Raw genomic sequence first — 17994 nt, 5'->3', positions numbered from 1 at the left:
CGCAGCTCTATGGATGAAACACCATCCTAAGAGCTGCGTGTCTTTTTCTTAATATCTCATAGGCATAATTTCAAGATAATCCTGAACTGTTGCACCCTTCATGAACATCTCGATAATCTGCTTTCCTAACGGATTTAAGTCATCTGTATTGTATTTAACCAGTTCCTGTCTGAAGAACTCAGTTAAGATTTCCGCACCTGCATCGTAGCCTTCAATTCCCACTTCCTGCTGAGTCTCCGGTCTTAAGAATGCTCTTCTGATATATTGTCCGTCAATCTTTAATGAATCAAGACCAAATCCTAACAGAGGGCAGCGGGCTTCTACCAGATGCTCTGGTTTGAACTTCGCGCTTCCGCGGCGTGCAATATATTCTCTGGAGATCCACTCCGGCATAAAGCTCACTTCGTACGCTCCGATATGCTGATTGGGAATCAGAACATAGCGGGTGTTGGTAGACTGTAATATCTGATCCAGAAGAAGGTTTGCCTGTGTTACCATCTTACCTGTTGCAAATGGCCAGTAGGAACCCACTCCTTCGCTGGTCATTCCCTGGGAGTCGATAATACTCGGGTTGTTGTAGCCTCTTGGTGCTACCAGACGCCACAGCCATGCAAGAGCGGGAGGAAGGATATGCATAATACCCATAATTCCGTATGACGGATTTGCCTTTGTACAGGCTGGTGTTCTGACTCCAAAGCTTCTCACATCAACCTCAACCGGCTCATCAATGGAATTTGGAACCAGCTTTCTTGGCAGAATTACTCTTGGATTCGGGCATGGTTTTCCAGTGCTGTCCATAGTATGCTCCCATGGCAGACAAGTCGCTTCCGGTACTCCCTGAAGGTTTAAAAAGATTAACGGTTCTTCCGGCTGAATGAATATTCTTTCATACTGGGGAGAAGCTCCGTAACGCTTAATATTATCCACTCTTAAGAACCAGGAGGACTCTGCGTCCTTTACAACCAGCTTCTTACTTCCCTGCTGCATCTGGGGATGGCACAGTGCCATATCATCTGTTACAGGAATTAAATCACAGGTCTCTGAGAGATTTAAGTAGTTCTTCTCTCCTGTCACTGTATTTCTTCCTAAAACAACTCTTCCATCCATCTCTTTATGGATATCTTCCAGCATTTCACTTTTTCCGCCGCCGGAAGCACCTTCATGCATAATCACGATTTCATTGTCGTAAGGAGTGATAACCTTTACTGCGGATGCATGTGCTGTTACCCAGCCTTCTTCCTCACCAATGTCTAAAAGCACACCATAAATACCTTTTTTGGCACTTGGACCTGGATAAAGATTATAGGCATATACCTCATGTATTCCCTGAAGACGGTTATGAACCACTACCTGTTTTCCATTAAAATGTGTATGACGGAATGGTGGTGCGAGAAAAACAACTGCTCTCGGTTTAAAATCATATGTGATTTCGTCTATGTTTAGAAATCCCTGGAGATCTGCAAGGCCTGCTGCAAAAAATCCTGCATTGGCCGGAGCTACTAAAACAGAATCATAACCATACTCCAGACCGCCGGATTTAAATGGGAAAAATATCAGTTCCTGATTTTTCAGCCAGTCAAAGGTATCCATTCTGAGAATTTCGAAATCTTTGTGATAAACATCTTCATATCTTGGCTTATCCGTAGGATTCTTATCTGCAATCAGCATGGAGTTTGGATCACGTCTGCGCATGTAATCTTCCATATAATTCACTACAATACCATTTTTACATTTGGTTGCAGTCGCCTCTAACACTCTTCCCTTGCCTTCCACTTCATAATCAATATCGAATGTAATGTTCTCATCGCCGCCCATAGCAAGAGTTAACAGTTCTTTTCTTGATTTTGGAATGACCACACCTTGTGACTGATTTAAAATATCCTGTACATACTCCGGTAAATTTAATTTACGTAAACATTCTAGCATATTTTCCTCCATTCCTGTGCATAATTATGCACCTGAAGTTTGTACCGAAGACCGCACTGGTACAAACTATGTAGTTTCAAAACCCCAAACATTAGCATTACATAGTTTATTTTAGACATTTTTCGTCATATTACTCGCCCAGCATTTTTTGCCAAATTTTGACATCCCCTCTACCCTTAAACATGAACTTTATTTTTCTTACTCCTGCCGATCAGCCTCCCTTTATCAGGCATTATGGGAAAAGCCGATACCCGTAACCTGGATATCGGCTCAGTTACACCTTTATGCAACCCGTTTTATATGTCTTCCGGTACTATGAAACTGTGTAAGTCCAGTCTTATCCTATGCCGTCATTAGATAGTGATGTAGAAAAACACTTTAAAAGAACAAAGTCCTACTGTAGAGATACAATATCATGAAAATTCTGTCGTGTCAACGTTTTTTTATGCAGAAAACCGGCTGACATTATGTGGCTTTACGCTTCATCAATCGCCTTACCAATATCATGTCTCATGTATTTATTTTCAAAATCCACCCATTTAACGGCTTCATAAGCGTTGGCTCTCGCTTCTTTTAAATTATCTCCAAGAGCTGTTACACCAAGAACTCTTCCACCGTTAGTTACAGGAATTCCCTCTTTATCAAACTTACTTCCTGCGTGGAATGCATAGTATCCATTCTGTCCTTTAAAATGCTCCAGCCCTTTGATTGGAAACCCTTTTTCATAATGCTCCGGATATCCATCAGAAGCCAGAACCACACAAACCGCTGCATTATCTTCGAATTGTAAGTCAATGTCACTTAGTGTTCCATCGATGCAGGCCTCAAACACCTCTACAATGTCATTTTTCATTCTGGGAAGTACCACCTGTGTTTCAGGATCACCAAATCTTGCATTATACTCTAAAACCTTAGGTCCTTCGCTGGTCAGCATTAAACCAAAAAAGATGATTCCCTTGAATTCCCTGTTCTCAGACAGCATTGCATCCACTGTTGCCTGATAGATGTTTTTTTTGCAAAATTCATCTATCTCCTCTGTATAGAAGGGACTGGGGGAAAATGTTCCCATTCCGCCTGTATTAAGACCTTGATCCCCATCCTGAGCCCGTTTATGATCCTGGGCAGAAGTCATTATCTTTATGTTTTTGCCATCTACAAAAGAAAGTACGGACACTTCCCGGCCAATCATGAATTCTTCCACTACAATCCGGTCACCCGCAGAGCCGAACTGCTTGTCCAGCATCAGGGTTCTGACACCGTCCTTTGCCTCTTCCAGTGTACTGCAGATTAATACGCCTTTACCAAGAGCCAGGCCATCTGCCTTTAAAACAACCGGCATTTTGGCAGTTTCCAGATAAGCAAGTGCATCCTCTGCAGAATCAAAGGTTTCGTAAGTGGCCGTGGGTATTCCATATTTTTTCATCAGATCCTTAGAAAAAGACTTGGAGCCTTCCAGACAGGCAGCTTTTTTCTCCGGACCGAATACCCGGATTCCGGCATTTATAAATGCATCAGCAGCACCTGCCACAAGAGGATCATCGGGTCCAACAATTACCAGGTCAATCTCTTTGCTTCTGGCAAATTCCACCTGACTGTCAAAATCCATCACTCCGATGTCAACGCATTCTGCAATTTCAGCAATTCCGGCATTTCCCGGAGCGCAGTACAGCTTTTGAACCTTAGGGCTCTGGGCGACCTTCCATGCAATGGCATGCTCTCTGCCGCCGCCTCCAATGATCAGAACCTTCATGCTTTTTCCTCCTGTTCCTTTGCAATCAGTGCAATCGCCTGGGGAAGAATGACCCACTCCGCTTCTTCCATGACTCTTTTCTGAAGTTCTTCCGGCGAATCGCCTTCCTTTACTTCCACTGCCTTTTGTAAAAGTATGGGACCTGTATCCGTTCCCTCATCAACATAATGAACCGTAGCACCTGTAATTTTCACACCTCTTGCCAATGCGGCTTCGTGAACCTTCAGACCAAAATAGCCGGTTCCGCAAAAAGATGGGATCAGGGAAGGATGAATATTTATAATGCGGTTTCTGTATTTCTGAATCATCGCTTCAGGAATGGTAACCAGAAAACCTGCAAGTACGATTAAATCAAGATGATACTCATCAATTCTGGACAATAATTCATCGTGAAACTGCGTCCTGCTTTCAAATTCCTTAGGGGAAATACAAAGAGCATCGATTCCACGATTCCTTGCACGTTCTAATGCATAGGCACTTTTGTTATTGCTGATGACTACTTTGACTTCTGCGTTTTGAATCTCCCCGTTGTCAATGGCATTTAGAACCGCCTGAAGATTAGTTCCCCCGCCGGATACCAGAACGCCGACTCTTAGCATAAGACCACACCCTTCTCACCGGCTTTTGTACAGCCGATTACATAAGGAGTTTCTCCTGCAGCCTTGATTGCCTCTATGGCCTTATCCTGATCGGCAGGATCCACAGCCAGCACCATACCAATTCCCATGTTAAAGGTATTGTACATAATCTCTTCTGCTATCTCACCTTTTGCTTCCATAAGCTTAAAGATTGCGGGCACTTCATAGCTGTTTTTCTCCACTTCAGCGCAGATTCCATCTGGAAGCATACGGGGTATATTCTCATAAAATCCGCCTCCCGTAATATGGCTGCAGCCTTTAATGGTCACACCACTCTCTTTTACGCTTTTTAATGCTTTCACATAAATTTTAGTGGGCACGATTAAGCATTCCCCAAGGGTTTTACCAAGTTCTTCATAATAAACATTTAAATTCTCTTTTGTCACATCAAACACCTTGCGGACAAGGGAAAAACCATTGCTGTGGACACCGGAGGAGGTAATACCGATTAAAACATCCCCAGCCTTAATCGATGTACCGGTAATCAGATTTTTTTCATCAACCACTCCTACTGCAAAACCTGCAAGATCATATTCATCCTCAGGATAAAAACCAGGCATCTCTGCAGTTTCTCCTCCAATCAGTGCGGCTCCTGCCTGCTTACAGCCTTCTGCCACACCGCTGACAATCTCAGCTATCTTTTCCGGATAATTCTTTCCGCAGGCAATATAGTCAAGGAAAAACAGAGGTTCACCGCCTGCACAGGCAATATCATTGACGCACATGGCTACACAGTCAATACCAACGGTATTATGTTGATCCATAAGAAATGCTATCTTCAGCTTAGTTCCTACTCCGTCGGTTCCGGATACCAGGGTGGGCTTCTCCATATCTTTGAATGCTGACATGGAAAACGCTCCTGAAAATCCGCCAAGTCCGCCAAGTACCTCTGGTCTCATGGTTTCCTGTACATGCTTTTTCATTAATTCAACCGATTTGTATCCAGCTTCAATATCAACTCCGGCATTCTTATAATCCATCTCTTTTTCCTCCGCTTTTTCTTCCTCTATTTCATCTGGGACAAGTATTCCCGATACCCGATCTTATCCAGTTTCTCTGCTTTTTTCACTACATCATTCTTCAAGTTCTCAGAATAATCCTTCAGTCTTGCCAAAAGCTCTCCATCTCCTGCAGCTAATATCTTTGCAGCCAGTATACCAGCATTGGTACCTCCGTTAATAGCTACTGTGGCTACCGGAATACCGGAAGGCATCTGTACGATGGAATACAGGGAATCCACTCCCCCCAGGTCTGAAGTCTTCATAGGAATACCAATGACAGGCATTGGAAATAATGCGGCACACATTCCCGGAAGGTGAGCTGCTTTACCTGCTCCGGCGATGATCACTTTGATGCCTCTGGCTTCTGCTGTTTTCGCATATTCAAAAAATATATCCGGTTCTCTGTGTGCAGAAATAACAGTCATTTCAAATTCTACTCCCAGTTTTTCAAGAACCTCTGCAGCCTGCGCCATAACAGGCATATCTGAATCACTTCCCATAACAATAGATACGTTTGCCATAGTAATTTCTCCTCTTTCTCTTCCAATCGTGTGTAATTCATTATTAAGAGTAATGCTATTAATAAGTATATCTAATATTGTATGCTTATTAATTAATTTGCACTTATTAATTATAATACTAGCTTTTCTCTGACTCGTCAATATTTTTCTTTATATTTTTAAGTATACCCGGTAACGAAAAAAACAGGCGTGAAAAACCGGAAGGATTAAACCACCTCCTGCTTTTCACACCTGTCCTGTATTTAATATTTGCTATTCTTAAATGAAGAGGAGTCTTCGAAGTATACCGGGTCAATGACAACAGGCTCAAGCTCTGCCTCTTCCTGATAAACCGGAATAAAATCAGCCTCTGCTTCTTTCTTTTCCGTGTTTAAAGTCAGGCTACTCTTCTCAGCTGTACTGCCATGTACCTTGAATTGCTGAATCAGGCTTTTCATAATCTGTGCCTGTCCGGATAATTCTTCACTGGCAGCCGCACTCTGTTCTGCTGTAGCAGAAGTGGTCTGAACTACACTGGAGATCTGGTCGATTCCCAGAGTAACCTGATTAACAGCGGCAGCCTGTTTGTCCGAAGCGGCAGCTATTTCTTCTATAATCATATTAATGCGGCGGCTTCCTTCAACAACCTCCTGCATGGCTTTTGCTGTTTCAGCCGTGATTCTGTTTCCATTCTCCACTGCCTGCAGACTTTCTTCAATGAGAATTGTAGTATTTTTAGCAGCTTCTCCTGACTTGCTTGCAAGGTTGCGGACTTCGTCTGCTACCACAGCAAACCCTTTTCCTGCCTCTCCTGCTCTTGCAGCTTCTACTGCTGCATTTAATGCCAGAATATTGGTCTGGAATGCAATGTCCTCAATGGTTTTAATGATCTTGCCGATCTCACTGGATTTGGTGTTAATCTCAGTCATGGCCTGATTCATTTCTATCATCTTCTGATTGCTCTTTGTTACATTAAGACTGGCTTCTTCTGATTTTAACCGTGCTTCTTTGGCGTTCTCGGCATTTTTATTAATCTGATTTGAGATATCATTAATGGTGGCTGCCAGCTCCTGAATGGATGAGGCCTGTTCAGTGGCTCCCTGGGACAGAGCCTGAGCTCCGGATGATACCTGCTCAGAACCACCTGCAACTAAGTCAGCGGATTCATTAATCCGGGTAAATGCATCGCTTAAATTATCCCTGATATTCCTGATTGCCAGTAATATTGGTTCATAATCCAGAACATACTGTTCCTGGTTCTTTGAAACAACTGTAAAATCTCCAGCTGCCATGGATCCGAGGATGTAAATTATATCATCAATGATACTTCCAATATTTAATATAGTGGAACGCATACTGTTACCAAGGCCGCCAAGTTCATCCTTTGACTGATAATTTAAATCAACATGGAGACTGCCTTTTGACATCTCTGCTGCTGCTTTTTCAATCTGTTTGACAGGAGCAACTATGCTTCTTGTCATGGCAGCTGCAAGAATGATCGTGGCTGCCGCTCCAATAATCTGAAGCAGGATAACAATCACCTCAGTGCCGGTCATATCAGACTGGGATCTTTTATAATCACTGTCAGCACTCTGCTTGGCAGAATCACTGATCTGGATCAAATCAGCCTGAATCTGGTCAAAACGCGGCTCCAGTGATTCAAAGAAAACCTCTGTTGCCTGCCTGGTTCTATTATCTTTTGCCAGGGTGAAGACTTCTTCTTTGGAAGGCTCTGCTTCGCTGAGGGCCTTTTCAATATCTTCAACCAGGGCTTTGTCACCCTTGTATTTGTCTTTTAACTGTTGAAGGTTTTCTTTTAATTCATTAAAGTCCGCCTCAGACTGGTCAATATAGTTACCCTTTTTTATTAAATCCGAAATCATGGTTGCATAGCCCACATTCTTTGCTGCTGACTCAACATTGCGTCTCATCTCAACCGTCAGCATCGATACTTCATGACCGTTGTTGTAAAATTCTACAAACCTGGAATTATTAACGATCAGACTGTATAACGAGGTGCCTGATACAATTAAAAACAAAATAAAAATAATCCCAAAAGAGACTGCAATTCTTTTGCCAATCTTTAAATTCTTCATATGGTATCCTCCAACTATCTCTTTTGTAAAGTCCTCACACCGATAGTGTATTATCGGCAATTATAACTATATCTTAATGGCAATCTCTAAGTTTTCAATTATGAAAGCTTACAGCCCGGAAAATGGCAGGTTTAATTCTTCCGTACCTTTTAATATAAATTTTCCATCTTCAATTATCAAAGTTCGTTTTCCATCTCCACATACGGTTTCAATCTTATCCAGTTCCGCGTAAGGAATGGTGATATCTGTATGGCAGTTAAAATATGCCTTGGAAGCATCCTCTTTTCTCAGTGCTGAAACCTCATTTTCCTTGGCGATAATCTCCTTGCCATTGGGGTTATACAGCTTGCTGTCTTCCGCCCAGCTGTAGCACGTATCACCAACCGCAAAATGTGGTCCCATCTTCTCCACAATTAAAATAGGAAGCTTATCAAGAATATTAAACTTTCTTGCCATAGCGTAAGCAGTGGTATTGGTTCCGATTGCAAACTCACCCATGGGCAGAGTGTCATGATTCTTTAAAATCACCTGTCTGATCAGTTCTTTTCCTTCCTTTGGATCATTAAAATTACTGCAGGAATAGTCTTTGATCATGCCGTCTTCAAATGTCATTACCAGATCCTTAAACTGGAAATCAGCAATGTATACCGTGCTGACTTCTAATACACCGCTTGTTCCAGCCAGTCTGGGTGAAGTAAACACTTCTCCAAGGGGAATATTCACATCGGCAACACAGTTTTCAAAATTCGTTTCTTTTTCTCTGTCTTTTAAATGATGGAGTGCGACTGTCAAACGGGTTTTATTATTCCCTTTTCCTGTAATTTCCACATAGTCTGCTTCATCCAGTGCATCTATAATGGTTTGCTGCAGACCTTTGTACTTTTCATAATCCAGGGTATTGATGGCAATGGTCTCATTAAATATCTCTTCAAAATTATCACCGATTTCCGGAACAGGAAATGCGATGATGGTAAAGCTGATCTCATCACCGGGAACATACTCATTTAAAATTCTGGCTGTTTCACTGGACATTTCCACAGAAAGCTTCTCCTGTTTGGAATCAAGGTGGTTGGCTTCCGGTTTATTAACCGGCTGGAAGCCTTCTTTTCCAAAGGTCTCAATTACTGCAGGTCCTGCAAAAGCCGCAGCCAGGTCTTTATAAGTCTCGTATGCAACTTTCAGGACAGAAGCTTTTCGGTCTTTAAAGGCTTTATTGACATAGATCGCATCATCGTAACGGTGATCATAATCATACTGACGGTTTGGTGATGTACTATAATAGCCTGCTTTCCGTCCAGCATTGGTATTCACTGCCCAGACTGCAGCACGGCATAAAATCACCTTAAGCCCCAGTTTTTCAAAATTCTCTATGGCATATTTTACCATGCGTTCAAAGCCAAGCTCATAGCGAATCTGGACTGCTTTCTTTTTGGATAAATCTCTTCCCATTACCTCAAAGCCTTTTCTGTACCCTTCCGTATAGGTATCCGCCATCAGACGAACCTTCTCCTCTGGAAGAGAATTGAGATAATCTGCAACTTTAAGCTCGGAATCCGAAATATATTCCCCAAAGTGGTAGAGATAGCGAAGATCCGTTAAATCACTGTTCCGAATAATATCAGTTGCAAAGGAAAGGGAAGGATCTAACCCCTCTCTTACACGAAAAGTCACTGTATGATCCGTATAATCACTGACAAACCAGTAAATAACCTCTTTTACAGAGGCCACCTCCGGCACTCCCTCTTCAAATATGTTATAGATTTCTATCAATGCCTCATTTAAAATCGTAATATCAGTCAGCCTGTTTTCATGAACAAAAACAATATCTCCTCTGATTTCCTTATAAAGATAGCAAAGGAGCTGTCCGAGTCCGTCTCCCAGCTTTTCCACTGCATAAGCTGGATTGGCATAACTGGTTTCATAAGCGTCAGGAAGAATGTCCTCATAAAATTTCAGGTTCCATTCTCTCAGTTCATCTAAGGAAGCCGTATTAAGCTTCCCCTCTTCTATAAAGTCAAGGTATTGCCCCATAAGGCATATAAATGAAGCTGTCCTTGTAAAATAATCATGAAACGGCTGTGACACTGTCTTCTCGGAAGAGATCTGACTGATCCGCTCCATAGACAATTGAAACCGTTCCATAATTCCTTCATTTTCCTGTTCAAACATTTTTCTACTATCCATTTTTTTACCCCTTCATTCCAATAATAAGAAGAACTATCCAAAAAATAATCAGCAAAACACTGATGCCAATTCCGATCTTGGACAGTATGTATTTTTTTTCCTTTTCAAAGAAAGAAAGAACACCATAAAACAGGGAAAAGATAGAAATCAACATGCTGCAAAAGCAGACAGCCGCAACGTTTAACTGCGCCTGTCCTGCAGTGATTGCAGCACTGGATATTCCAAGTATCCCTAAAACCAGTGCTCCTAAAGCCAGTCCCAACGACAGAAAACTATTTTTAGCATACGGTTTTCTAATGTAGGATACTCTTTTCTGCTTTGCCACGCCTCATCCTCCTTACTCTTATGTGCTGTACTATTTTATAAAAGATATATCCGATCATTCCTCCCAGGGAGTTTAAAATCATATCATCCACATCAAAGCTTCCCACCTTGAAAATAAGCTGGGTGGTTTCAATGCAGAGACTGAATAGAAAACTGAGCAGAGTTGTATTGAAAAAGCGGCGGCTCCTGCGGCTTATCACCGGCAGGAAAAAACCAAAAGGCATGAAACAGACTATATTCCCAACTACGTTTAAAAGGAAAGACTTAATACCCACCACATGGCGGTAAACAATAAATCTCTTAATTTCCTTCAGCGGAATGAGGTTATAAGCGTATTCCTCCCGTATATGGCCGCTTCTTCCAAAATAATCGGAGAAAAACAGAAAATACGCCAAAAAGATCAGGTAAATTATAAAAATCACCCAACCAAATTTCTGCCGTTTCGTCGCATTTTTAATCATAACAGCTCCATCTTTATTCCAAAAGGAGAGAGCTGCCAGAATTTTATGAATTCTGACAGCCTCCGCTCTTGTGATAACGGTTAAAATGTAATTTCAGATTTTCTTTTCATTAAGATTGCTCCGTTTACGATAGAAATGATACCGGCAGCAAGTCCGATGGCTGTCACTATAATTCCAACAACAATATTTAATGCACCTGCATTTCTCATGGTTTTATATACTCTTTCCATATCCCGCTCTCCTTATTTTACGCCATACACTTCATAATAATCATCAATTGCTGCATTTAATTCATCATCAATCAGTACTCGTCCCTTGTATTCCCGGTTGTAAAGATGTTCGATTACTTCTGCCATAGATACGATGGCAGATGCTTTAAATCCATATTTTTCCTGGATTTCATCCAGTGCGCTCTGCTCTGTTTTTCCCTTCTCCATACGGTTTAAGGAAACTATAAGACCCAGAATCGTTACATCTCCCTGAGCTTTGATAATGGGAAAGGTCTCTTCAATGGACTTTCCGGAAGTGGTCACATCTTCAATAATGACTACTCTGTCTCCATCTTTTATAGGACTTCCAAGCAGAATTCCGGCATCGCCGCCATGGTCTTTTTCTTCTTTTCTGTTGGAGCAGTATTTAATTTCCTTTCCATACAATTCATGGAATGCGATTGCAGTTGCAACGCTTAAGGGAATTCCTTTATAAGCTGGTCCGAACAGTACATCGAAATCAGTACCAAACTTATCATGTATCGCTTTGGCGTAATACTCACCCAGCTTCTTTAACTGTGCTCCTGTTACATAAGAACCGGCATTCATAAAAAATGGAGATTTTCTTCCGCTTTTCAGTGTAAAACTTCCAAATTTAAGGACATCACTGTCCACCATAAATTCAATAAACTCCTGCTTATACTGTTCCATCTTTCTGTCCTCTCTATTCAAAAACCGTTCCGTTATCGTACTGCACCGATCAGCTCGTTAATGTCTTCTACCTGATATCTTATCATATAATCTTCAATACCTGCAATAATTTCCGTGGTTGCATAAGGATTAACAAAATTGGCTGTTCCTACAGAGACAGCACTTGCACCTGCAAGTATAAATTCAAGGGCATCCTCAGCAGACATAATTCCACCCATTCCAATAATGGGTATTTTAACCGCACACGCTGCCTGATAAACCATTCGCACTGCAATTGGCTTGATTGCAGGACCGGATAACCCGCCTGTCTTATTGGCCACTGCAAATGTACGGCGGTTTACATCAATCTTCATTCCTGTCAGAGTATTAATCATGGATAAGACATCTGCCCCGCCTGCTTGTGCAGCTTTTGCCATAACGGTGATATCCGTTACATTGGGGCTGAGCTTCATAATAACAGGCTGTTTTGCATACTTCTTTATCTCTCTTGTTATGGCTTCCACCGCTTTTGGATCCTGGCCGAATGCAATTCCCCCCTCTTTTACATTGGGACAGGAAATGTTGATCTCCAGCATATCCACTGGTTCATCCGAAAGCCGTTCCACTACTTCAATATAATCTTCCGTGGTCTTTCCGCAGACATTGACAATGATTTTTGTATCATATTTCTTTAAAAATGGAATATCCCGCTTAATAAATACATCCATACCGGGGTTTTGAAGTCCAATGGCATTAATCATTCCACCATAAGTTTCCGCAATTCTGGGAGTTGGATTCCCTGCCCAGGGAATATTGGCGACTCCTTTTGTCACCACTGCACCCAGGCGGTTTAAATCCACAAGCTCGCTGTATTCTTCACCGGAACCAAAAGTGCCAGAGGCTGTCATAACCGGGTTGTTTAATGTAACACCGGCAAGATTTACTTTCATATTCATCTAGAATTCAACCTCCTCAGCCTTAAATACCGGACCGTCTTTGCAGACTCTTTTATTATGAACCATGGAATGTTCATCTTTCTCACTGCTTTTGCAGACACAGGCAAGGCAGGCTCCGATTCCACAAGCCATCTTCTCTTCCAGGGAAAGATAGCATTCAATATGATGTTCCAAAGCATACGCCCGCAAAGACTTTAACATGGGAGTCGGACCACATGCAAAAATCACATCGCTTTGTAAGCCATGCTCTCTGATTGCATCCATAACATTGCCTTTGGTTCCTGCAGTGCCGCTTTCTGTTGCAAGGAACGTATCTCCATAGGGGAGAAACTCTTCATTTAAAAACAACTCGTCCCGGTATCCCAGAACCATCTGTTTTGTACAGGAAAGATTCTTTGCCAGTTCTAACATGGGAGGTATTCCGATACCGCCTCCGATTAACAGTGCCTTTTTCCCGGAGTTCCCTGCTTCCAGCGGAAATCCATTGCCTAAAGGTCCCATAATAATAACCGGATCACCAGTCTTATAACGGGAGAACTCATCGGTTCCTTTTCCCGCTATGCGGTAAACAATTCTTAAAAGACCTTTTTCCCGGTCTGTCTCACAGATACTGATGGGACGGGGCAGCAGCTTTGAACTGTCCCCTGTATAAACGGAAATGAACTGTCCAGGCATTGACTGGTCTGTAATTTCCTTCGCGTCAATCCACATGCTGTACACACCGTCTGAAAGCATGACCTGACTGGCAACTGATGCAGTGATTTTTATTTTTCCCATGATTTCCCCCTATAACACCCGGTTAATATCAGAAACCATATCAATCACGGCCTGTCTGGATGCTTCTCCAAAAAGCTGGGGTCCGAATTTCTTATATGCATCCTGTTTATAGGCGGCGATGATGCCTCTGGAAGAATTCACGATTGCTCCAAGGCCATCTTCATTAAAACAAGGTTTTAAATCTTCAGCAGTTCCTCCCTGTGCTCCGTAGCCAGGTACCAGGAAATAGGTGTTTGGCATCATTTTTCTTAATACAGCGCTCATCTCCGGATATGTGGCTCCTACTACTGCACCCACGTTGCTGTAGGTTCCATCCATACAGTCTGCGCCCCATTCCACAACCTTCTTTGCTACGTGTTCATAAAGAGGGGCGCCGTCTATCAGACGGTCCTGAAATTCTCCGCTGGAAGGGTTGGAGGTTTTAACCAGTACAAACAGACCTTTGTCCTCTTCTTTGCATACATCAACAAAGGGACCGATACCGTCTGTTCCAAGATAGGGGTTGACTGTAAGAAATTCTGTGTGAAACGCCGGAATACGTTTAGAACCAACCTGTACTTTACCGATATGAGCCATAGCATAGGCTGCAGATGTAGAACCAATATCTCCTCTTTTTGCATCAGCAATGACAATGAGTCCCTTCTCCTGACAGTATTTCACTGTTCTGTCGTATACCTTTAAGCCTTCCACTCCAAACTGCTCATACATGGCAAGCTGGGGTTTTACGGAGGGAATCAGATCATAAACATGATCTACAATTTCTTTATTGAACTGCCAGATTGCTTCTGCAGCACCCTCTAATGTCTCACCCAATTCATGATATGCCTTCTTTGTTACGTGATCGGGAATATAACTTAGCATTGGATCAAGTCCCACACAAACCGGTGCATTTGTTTTTTGAATTCTGTCAATTAATTGCCTGATCATGTTTTCCTCCTCGGTTCTCTTCGCCCTGTTTTTTCTTTATCTTACCAATTCTATCATAAGAAAGTTATGGCTTCAAGCCTTTTACCAAACTGATCATAAAAATCCTGTTCTTTCTCATAGGGAGTTAAATAGAACATTTTCAGAACATTCATGCTCAACTCCCTGGTAAAATTTGGATCATCCTGCTTTTCCATCTCATTTTCAGCTTTCTTTAAAAAATCGTGCCAATCCGCAATAAATTTGTCGTATCGCTTCCCATCCGGATTGTCCATAAAGCTGCGTACCTTCACCTTGGTTCTGTTCTTCTTTGCGCATTCATAAATCTGCAGAAAATACCGGATACCTTCCTCTGTATAAATTCTTCCAAGAGGAAACAGACGGCAGATCCCGGGGCGGAACGAATGAATGCTGCACCGGCCCTGAGGATCGAGAAATCCGCATGCCTCCCCCGCTTCTCCCATCCGGATACTTGGAAGGACAATTCCATCCACAACATTTAACTCTGCCTGCTTCTGAATGAGCGCTTCAAAGGTGCAGTTAAGCCCTTTTGTCAGCCGGAATACATCCAGAGGGTCCAGCACAATGGAATTGCCCATCCCCTTGCAGCAGGCAGAACAGCCTTCGCAGTCTTTGCAGTCCGCTTTTACCATATCATTTAAGTCATACAACTTTCCATCTGAAATTTCTTTTATATCAATTTCCCGCTTCATGAATTTATCCTCACTTCTCCATTGTAGCCAAACAGTGTCATTCTATCATCTTCTGCCATCTGAAGAAAGTCTAAATGTGAAAAAAGAGAAGATTTTATTACACATCTCCTCTTTCCCCCTGTTATAAAGCTTACTTATAGTTTATATTCTTTCAAATATGCAGTGGCTACGTACGCGCCGCTTTTGTATGATTTCTTTTCCATGGCCTTATCCGCTTCCAGGCTGACATTGATCCACATCTCTTCTGCTGCAATGGACAGATGGGAAAGCATGATCCCCACGCTGATCTCCCGAAGTGAGATCAGATAAGGGTAGGGCAAAAACTCCCTGCAGGAAAACACATATATTTTATCGTGATAAACAATAAACCTCCATGGCTGGGTATTCATAATTGATGGGGAAAGCCGTACCGCTTTTAATATATTTTTTACGGACTCTCCTGCCTCTTCCTTAAACACACACAGTTCCTTAAGGGGCATCCGCTTTGCAGTTGCCGGATCGCGGTAAAGCAGCGTCCTTGGATATCCAAAGGCAATGGTTATGACCTGTTTAAAACCAGCCGGTGCAGGTCTCTGGCTCTTTGCATTGGCAAGATAACAGGTACCAAGACCCTTTCCAGTCATATATAATAAAACAGGTTCTGCCACATAACCGGCATTGACAAGATATCCTTCTTTTTCCTCCGAATAAAGGATCAGATAATAAGGAGCATCTACCTTCCACAGACCTTGTGACAAAAGCTCATCCTCCGCACTGTCACATATCTCCATCTTCACCTGAATATCGCCGTATAACCTTGAAACACAATCCCCAAAATAAAGAATATCCCTTTTTAATTGCTCCGGAACCGGTTCTTTCTTATATTTTTTAATGGATCTTCTCTTAAATATCATCTGATACAGATTCATACCTGCTCCCCCTCTCCTCTATCTGGAAATCAGTTTTATATAAGCCTTCTCATCTCTTCCAAAAGGCCTGAAAATACCAAAAGGGCGTCTTTCACCGGCTCTGCCGTGGACATGTCAACGCCACACAGCTTTAAAAGCTCAACTGGAGGCATGGAACTTCCTCCGCTTAAAAATTCATAATACCCCTTAATAACGGTTTCATCTCCTGCTAAAATCCGGCTGCTGATCGCCACTGCAGCGGAAAATCCGGTAGCATACTGGTAAACGTAAAACGGTGTATAAAAATGGGGAATCCTGGACCATTCGTAGTCGATTTCAGGATCTATCACCATCTCAGGGCCAAAATAATCTGCATTTAACTGATGATACATCTGGCACAGCGTCTCTGATGTCAAAATCTCTCCCTGCGCTGCAAGGCGGTGGGCCTTGTCTTCAAATTCCGCAAACATCGCCTGCCGGTATAAGGTACCACGGAAACTGTCCATAAAATGATTTAACAGGTAGGCGCGTTCCTTTTTATCCTCTGTAATCTCAAGAAGATGTCTGATTAAGAGGGCCTCATTGCAGGTACTGGCCACCTCAGCAACAAAAATCTTATAACCTGCATCTACATAAGTCTGGTTTTTATCAGAAAACCAGCTGTGGAGCGCATGCCCCATCTCGTGAGCCAGGGTAAAGACACTGTCAAGGGTTCCATTAAAATTCAAAAGTACGTAAGGGTGAACTCCATATACTCCCCAGGAATAAGCACCGCTTCGTTTTCCTTCGTTCTCATACACATCGATCCACCGGTGATCGAAACCTTCTTTTAACAGAGACAGATAATGATCTCCCAAAGGCTTTAACCCTTCAAGCACCATATTCTTTGCCTCTTCAAAAGATATGGTCCGTTCTTCTCTGGATACCATGGGCACATAGAGGTCATACATATGAAGTGTGTCCACTCCCAGTGCCTTCTTTCTCAATGCCACATACTCATGAAGGTATGGAAGACCGTCACGGACAGCCTTGATAAGATTATCATAAACCTCTTCTGAAACCTCATTTTCTGACAGGGAATGGGCTCTGGCAGAAGGATAATTTCTTGCTGTTGCGTAAAATGCAGATTTTTTTACATTAGAAGAAAAGGTAGCTGCCAGAGTATTTCCAAACTGCTTATATACTCCATAAAGACTATAAAATGCGGATTTCCGAACTTCCCTGTCCTGTTTTTCCATAAGGGCAACGTAATTACCATGACTGATTTTTACAGCGTTTCCGTTCTCATCCTTAATTTCAGGGAATTTTACATCTGCATTATTAAACATATTGAAAATTTCCGAGGAACCGGAGGTTGCTTCCATAGAACCAGCAAGCAACGCTTCCATGGCTGCTGGAAGTGTGTGTGCTTTCTTTTTTAATATCACTTCAAAGGTGCGGTTATAGCGGTTCAGCTCAGGAACTGCTTCACGGTATTCCTTTAACAGTTCTTCGGATATGGTTAAGATCTCAGGTACAATATAGGATGATAAACCAGCAGCCTGATAGGACAATGCCCTGGCTTTTGATGACAGCCCCTGATATCTGGCATTCCCCGTGTCTTCGTCAGATTTTTGTTTTCCATATACGAACAAAGTCTCAATCTTTAATGACACCTCTTCATCAAATTTGAGACAGGAAAAAAGCATCTCGCCAGACTGGGCCAGATGACCTTCAAAATTTTTATAACCTGAAAGCGAGCGTTCTGTTTCGTGGAATAAATCCTCCCAGGCCTCCTCAGACGGCAGTATATCCGCCAGGTTCCAGGTGTCGCAAACTGGTATTTCTTCTCTCTTTTTCAATTTGATCCCTCCAACTGCTTTACATGTGTTTATTCTATCACCCATATTTCAAAGAGACAATCAGCAATATGGAAAATATTTGATTGAATTTTACTATTTTATTGTATTATACTATAC

Annotated in this window: 17 protein-coding genes; all 17 read right to left on the bottom strand. The window is 42.3% G+C overall.

What is annotated here, in order from left to right; translation table 11 throughout:
• Positions 1-48 precede the first annotated feature (48 nt).
• A complete protein-coding gene (locus ACOAOT_RS07105) occupies positions 49-1926 on the bottom strand; it encodes a DUF4914 family protein (RefSeq protein ID WP_420216349.1) in 1878 nt (625 codons plus the stop codon).
• 475 nt (positions 1927-2401) lie between these two features.
• Complete coding sequence (gene purD / locus ACOAOT_RS07100) at positions 2402-3676, bottom strand: phosphoribosylamine--glycine ligase (RefSeq protein ID WP_420216348.1); 1275 nt, start codon at positions 3674-3676, stop codon at positions 2402-2404.
• Complete coding sequence (gene purN, locus ACOAOT_RS07095) at positions 3673-4275, bottom strand: phosphoribosylglycinamide formyltransferase (RefSeq protein ID WP_420216347.1); 603 nt, start codon at positions 4273-4275, stop codon at positions 3673-3675. The genes purD and purN overlap by 4 nt, the downstream gene beginning before the upstream one ends.
• Complete coding sequence (gene purM, locus ACOAOT_RS07090; protein ID WP_420216346.1) at positions 4269-5294, bottom strand: phosphoribosylformylglycinamidine cyclo-ligase; 1026 nt, start codon at positions 5292-5294, stop codon at positions 4269-4271. Before purM ends, purN begins: the two co-directional genes overlap by 7 nt.
• 26 nt (positions 5295-5320) lie before the next feature.
• Positions 5321-5836, bottom strand: a complete 516-nt coding sequence (gene purE, locus ACOAOT_RS07085; RefSeq protein WP_420216345.1) for a 5-(carboxyamino)imidazole ribonucleotide mutase — start codon at positions 5834-5836, stop codon at positions 5321-5323.
• A gap of 242 nt (positions 5837-6078) precedes the next feature.
• Positions 6079-7911 (bottom strand): methyl-accepting chemotaxis protein, encoded by a 1833-nt coding sequence (locus tag ACOAOT_RS07080; RefSeq protein WP_420216344.1) that lies wholly within the window; start codon positions 7909-7911, stop codon positions 6079-6081.
• Positions 7912-8019: 108 nt separating this feature from the next.
• On the bottom strand, positions 8020-10095 hold the full coding sequence (locus ACOAOT_RS07075; protein WP_420216343.1) for an aminopeptidase: 2076 nt from the start codon (positions 10093-10095) through the stop codon (positions 8020-8022).
• A 4-nt stretch (positions 10096-10099) separates the two neighbouring features.
• Entirely contained in the window at positions 10100-10420 is a 321-nt protein-coding gene (locus tag ACOAOT_RS07070; protein WP_420216342.1) for a DUF6142 family protein, read from the bottom strand.
• Positions 10389-10880 carry a VanZ family protein gene (locus ACOAOT_RS07065; protein WP_420216341.1) on the bottom strand — a complete coding sequence of 164 codons (492 nt, stop codon included), beginning with the start codon at positions 10878-10880 and terminating at the stop codon, positions 10389-10391. The genes ACOAOT_RS07070 and ACOAOT_RS07065 overlap by 32 nt, the downstream gene beginning before the upstream one ends.
• Before the next feature lie 80 nt (positions 10881-10960).
• Positions 10961-11110 carry a hypothetical protein gene (locus ACOAOT_RS07060; protein ID WP_170072231.1) on the bottom strand — a complete coding sequence of 50 codons (150 nt, stop codon included), beginning with the start codon at positions 11108-11110 and terminating at the stop codon, positions 10961-10963.
• A 12-nt stretch (positions 11111-11122) separates the two neighbouring features.
• Complete coding sequence (gene pyrE, locus ACOAOT_RS07055) at positions 11123-11800, bottom strand: orotate phosphoribosyltransferase (protein WP_420216340.1); 678 nt, start codon at positions 11798-11800, stop codon at positions 11123-11125.
• Positions 11801-11832: 32 nt separating this feature from the next.
• The gene (locus tag ACOAOT_RS07050; protein ID WP_420216339.1) at positions 11833-12735 is read right to left on the bottom strand and encodes a dihydroorotate dehydrogenase; all 903 of its coding nucleotides are present in this window, start codon (positions 12733-12735) and stop codon (positions 11833-11835) included.
• Positions 12736-13512: a dihydroorotate dehydrogenase electron transfer subunit gene (locus ACOAOT_RS07045; protein ID WP_420216338.1), complete on the bottom strand. Its 777-nt coding sequence runs from the start codon at positions 13510-13512 to the stop codon at positions 12736-12738. It abuts the gene before it with no gap.
• Between the two features lie 9 nt (positions 13513-13521).
• On the bottom strand, positions 13522-14439 hold the full coding sequence (pyrF, locus tag ACOAOT_RS07040; protein ID WP_420216337.1) for an orotidine-5'-phosphate decarboxylase: 918 nt from the start codon (positions 14437-14439) through the stop codon (positions 13522-13524).
• A 53-nt stretch (positions 14440-14492) separates the two neighbouring features.
• Positions 14493-15149 (bottom strand): YkgJ family cysteine cluster protein, encoded by a 657-nt coding sequence (locus ACOAOT_RS07035; protein WP_420216336.1) that lies wholly within the window; start codon positions 15147-15149, stop codon positions 14493-14495.
• Positions 15150-15283: 134 nt separating this feature from the next.
• Positions 15284-16057, bottom strand: coding sequence for a nitroreductase family protein (locus ACOAOT_RS07030; RefSeq protein ID WP_420216335.1), 774 nt, complete (start codon positions 16055-16057; stop codon positions 15284-15286).
• A gap of 35 nt (positions 16058-16092) precedes the next feature.
• A complete protein-coding gene (gene pepF / locus ACOAOT_RS07025; protein WP_420216334.1) occupies positions 16093-17877 on the bottom strand; it encodes an oligoendopeptidase F in 1785 nt (594 codons plus the stop codon).
• Positions 17878-17994: the final 117 nt, after the last annotated feature.

The organism is Lacrimispora struthionigena, assembly GCF_048627165.1.
In the GTDB taxonomy this organism is placed as follows: domain Bacteria; phylum Bacillota; class Clostridia; order Lachnospirales; family Lachnospiraceae; genus Lacrimispora.
Note: the sequence above shows the minus strand (reverse complement) of the source record. Positions and strands in the feature narration are given on the sequence as shown.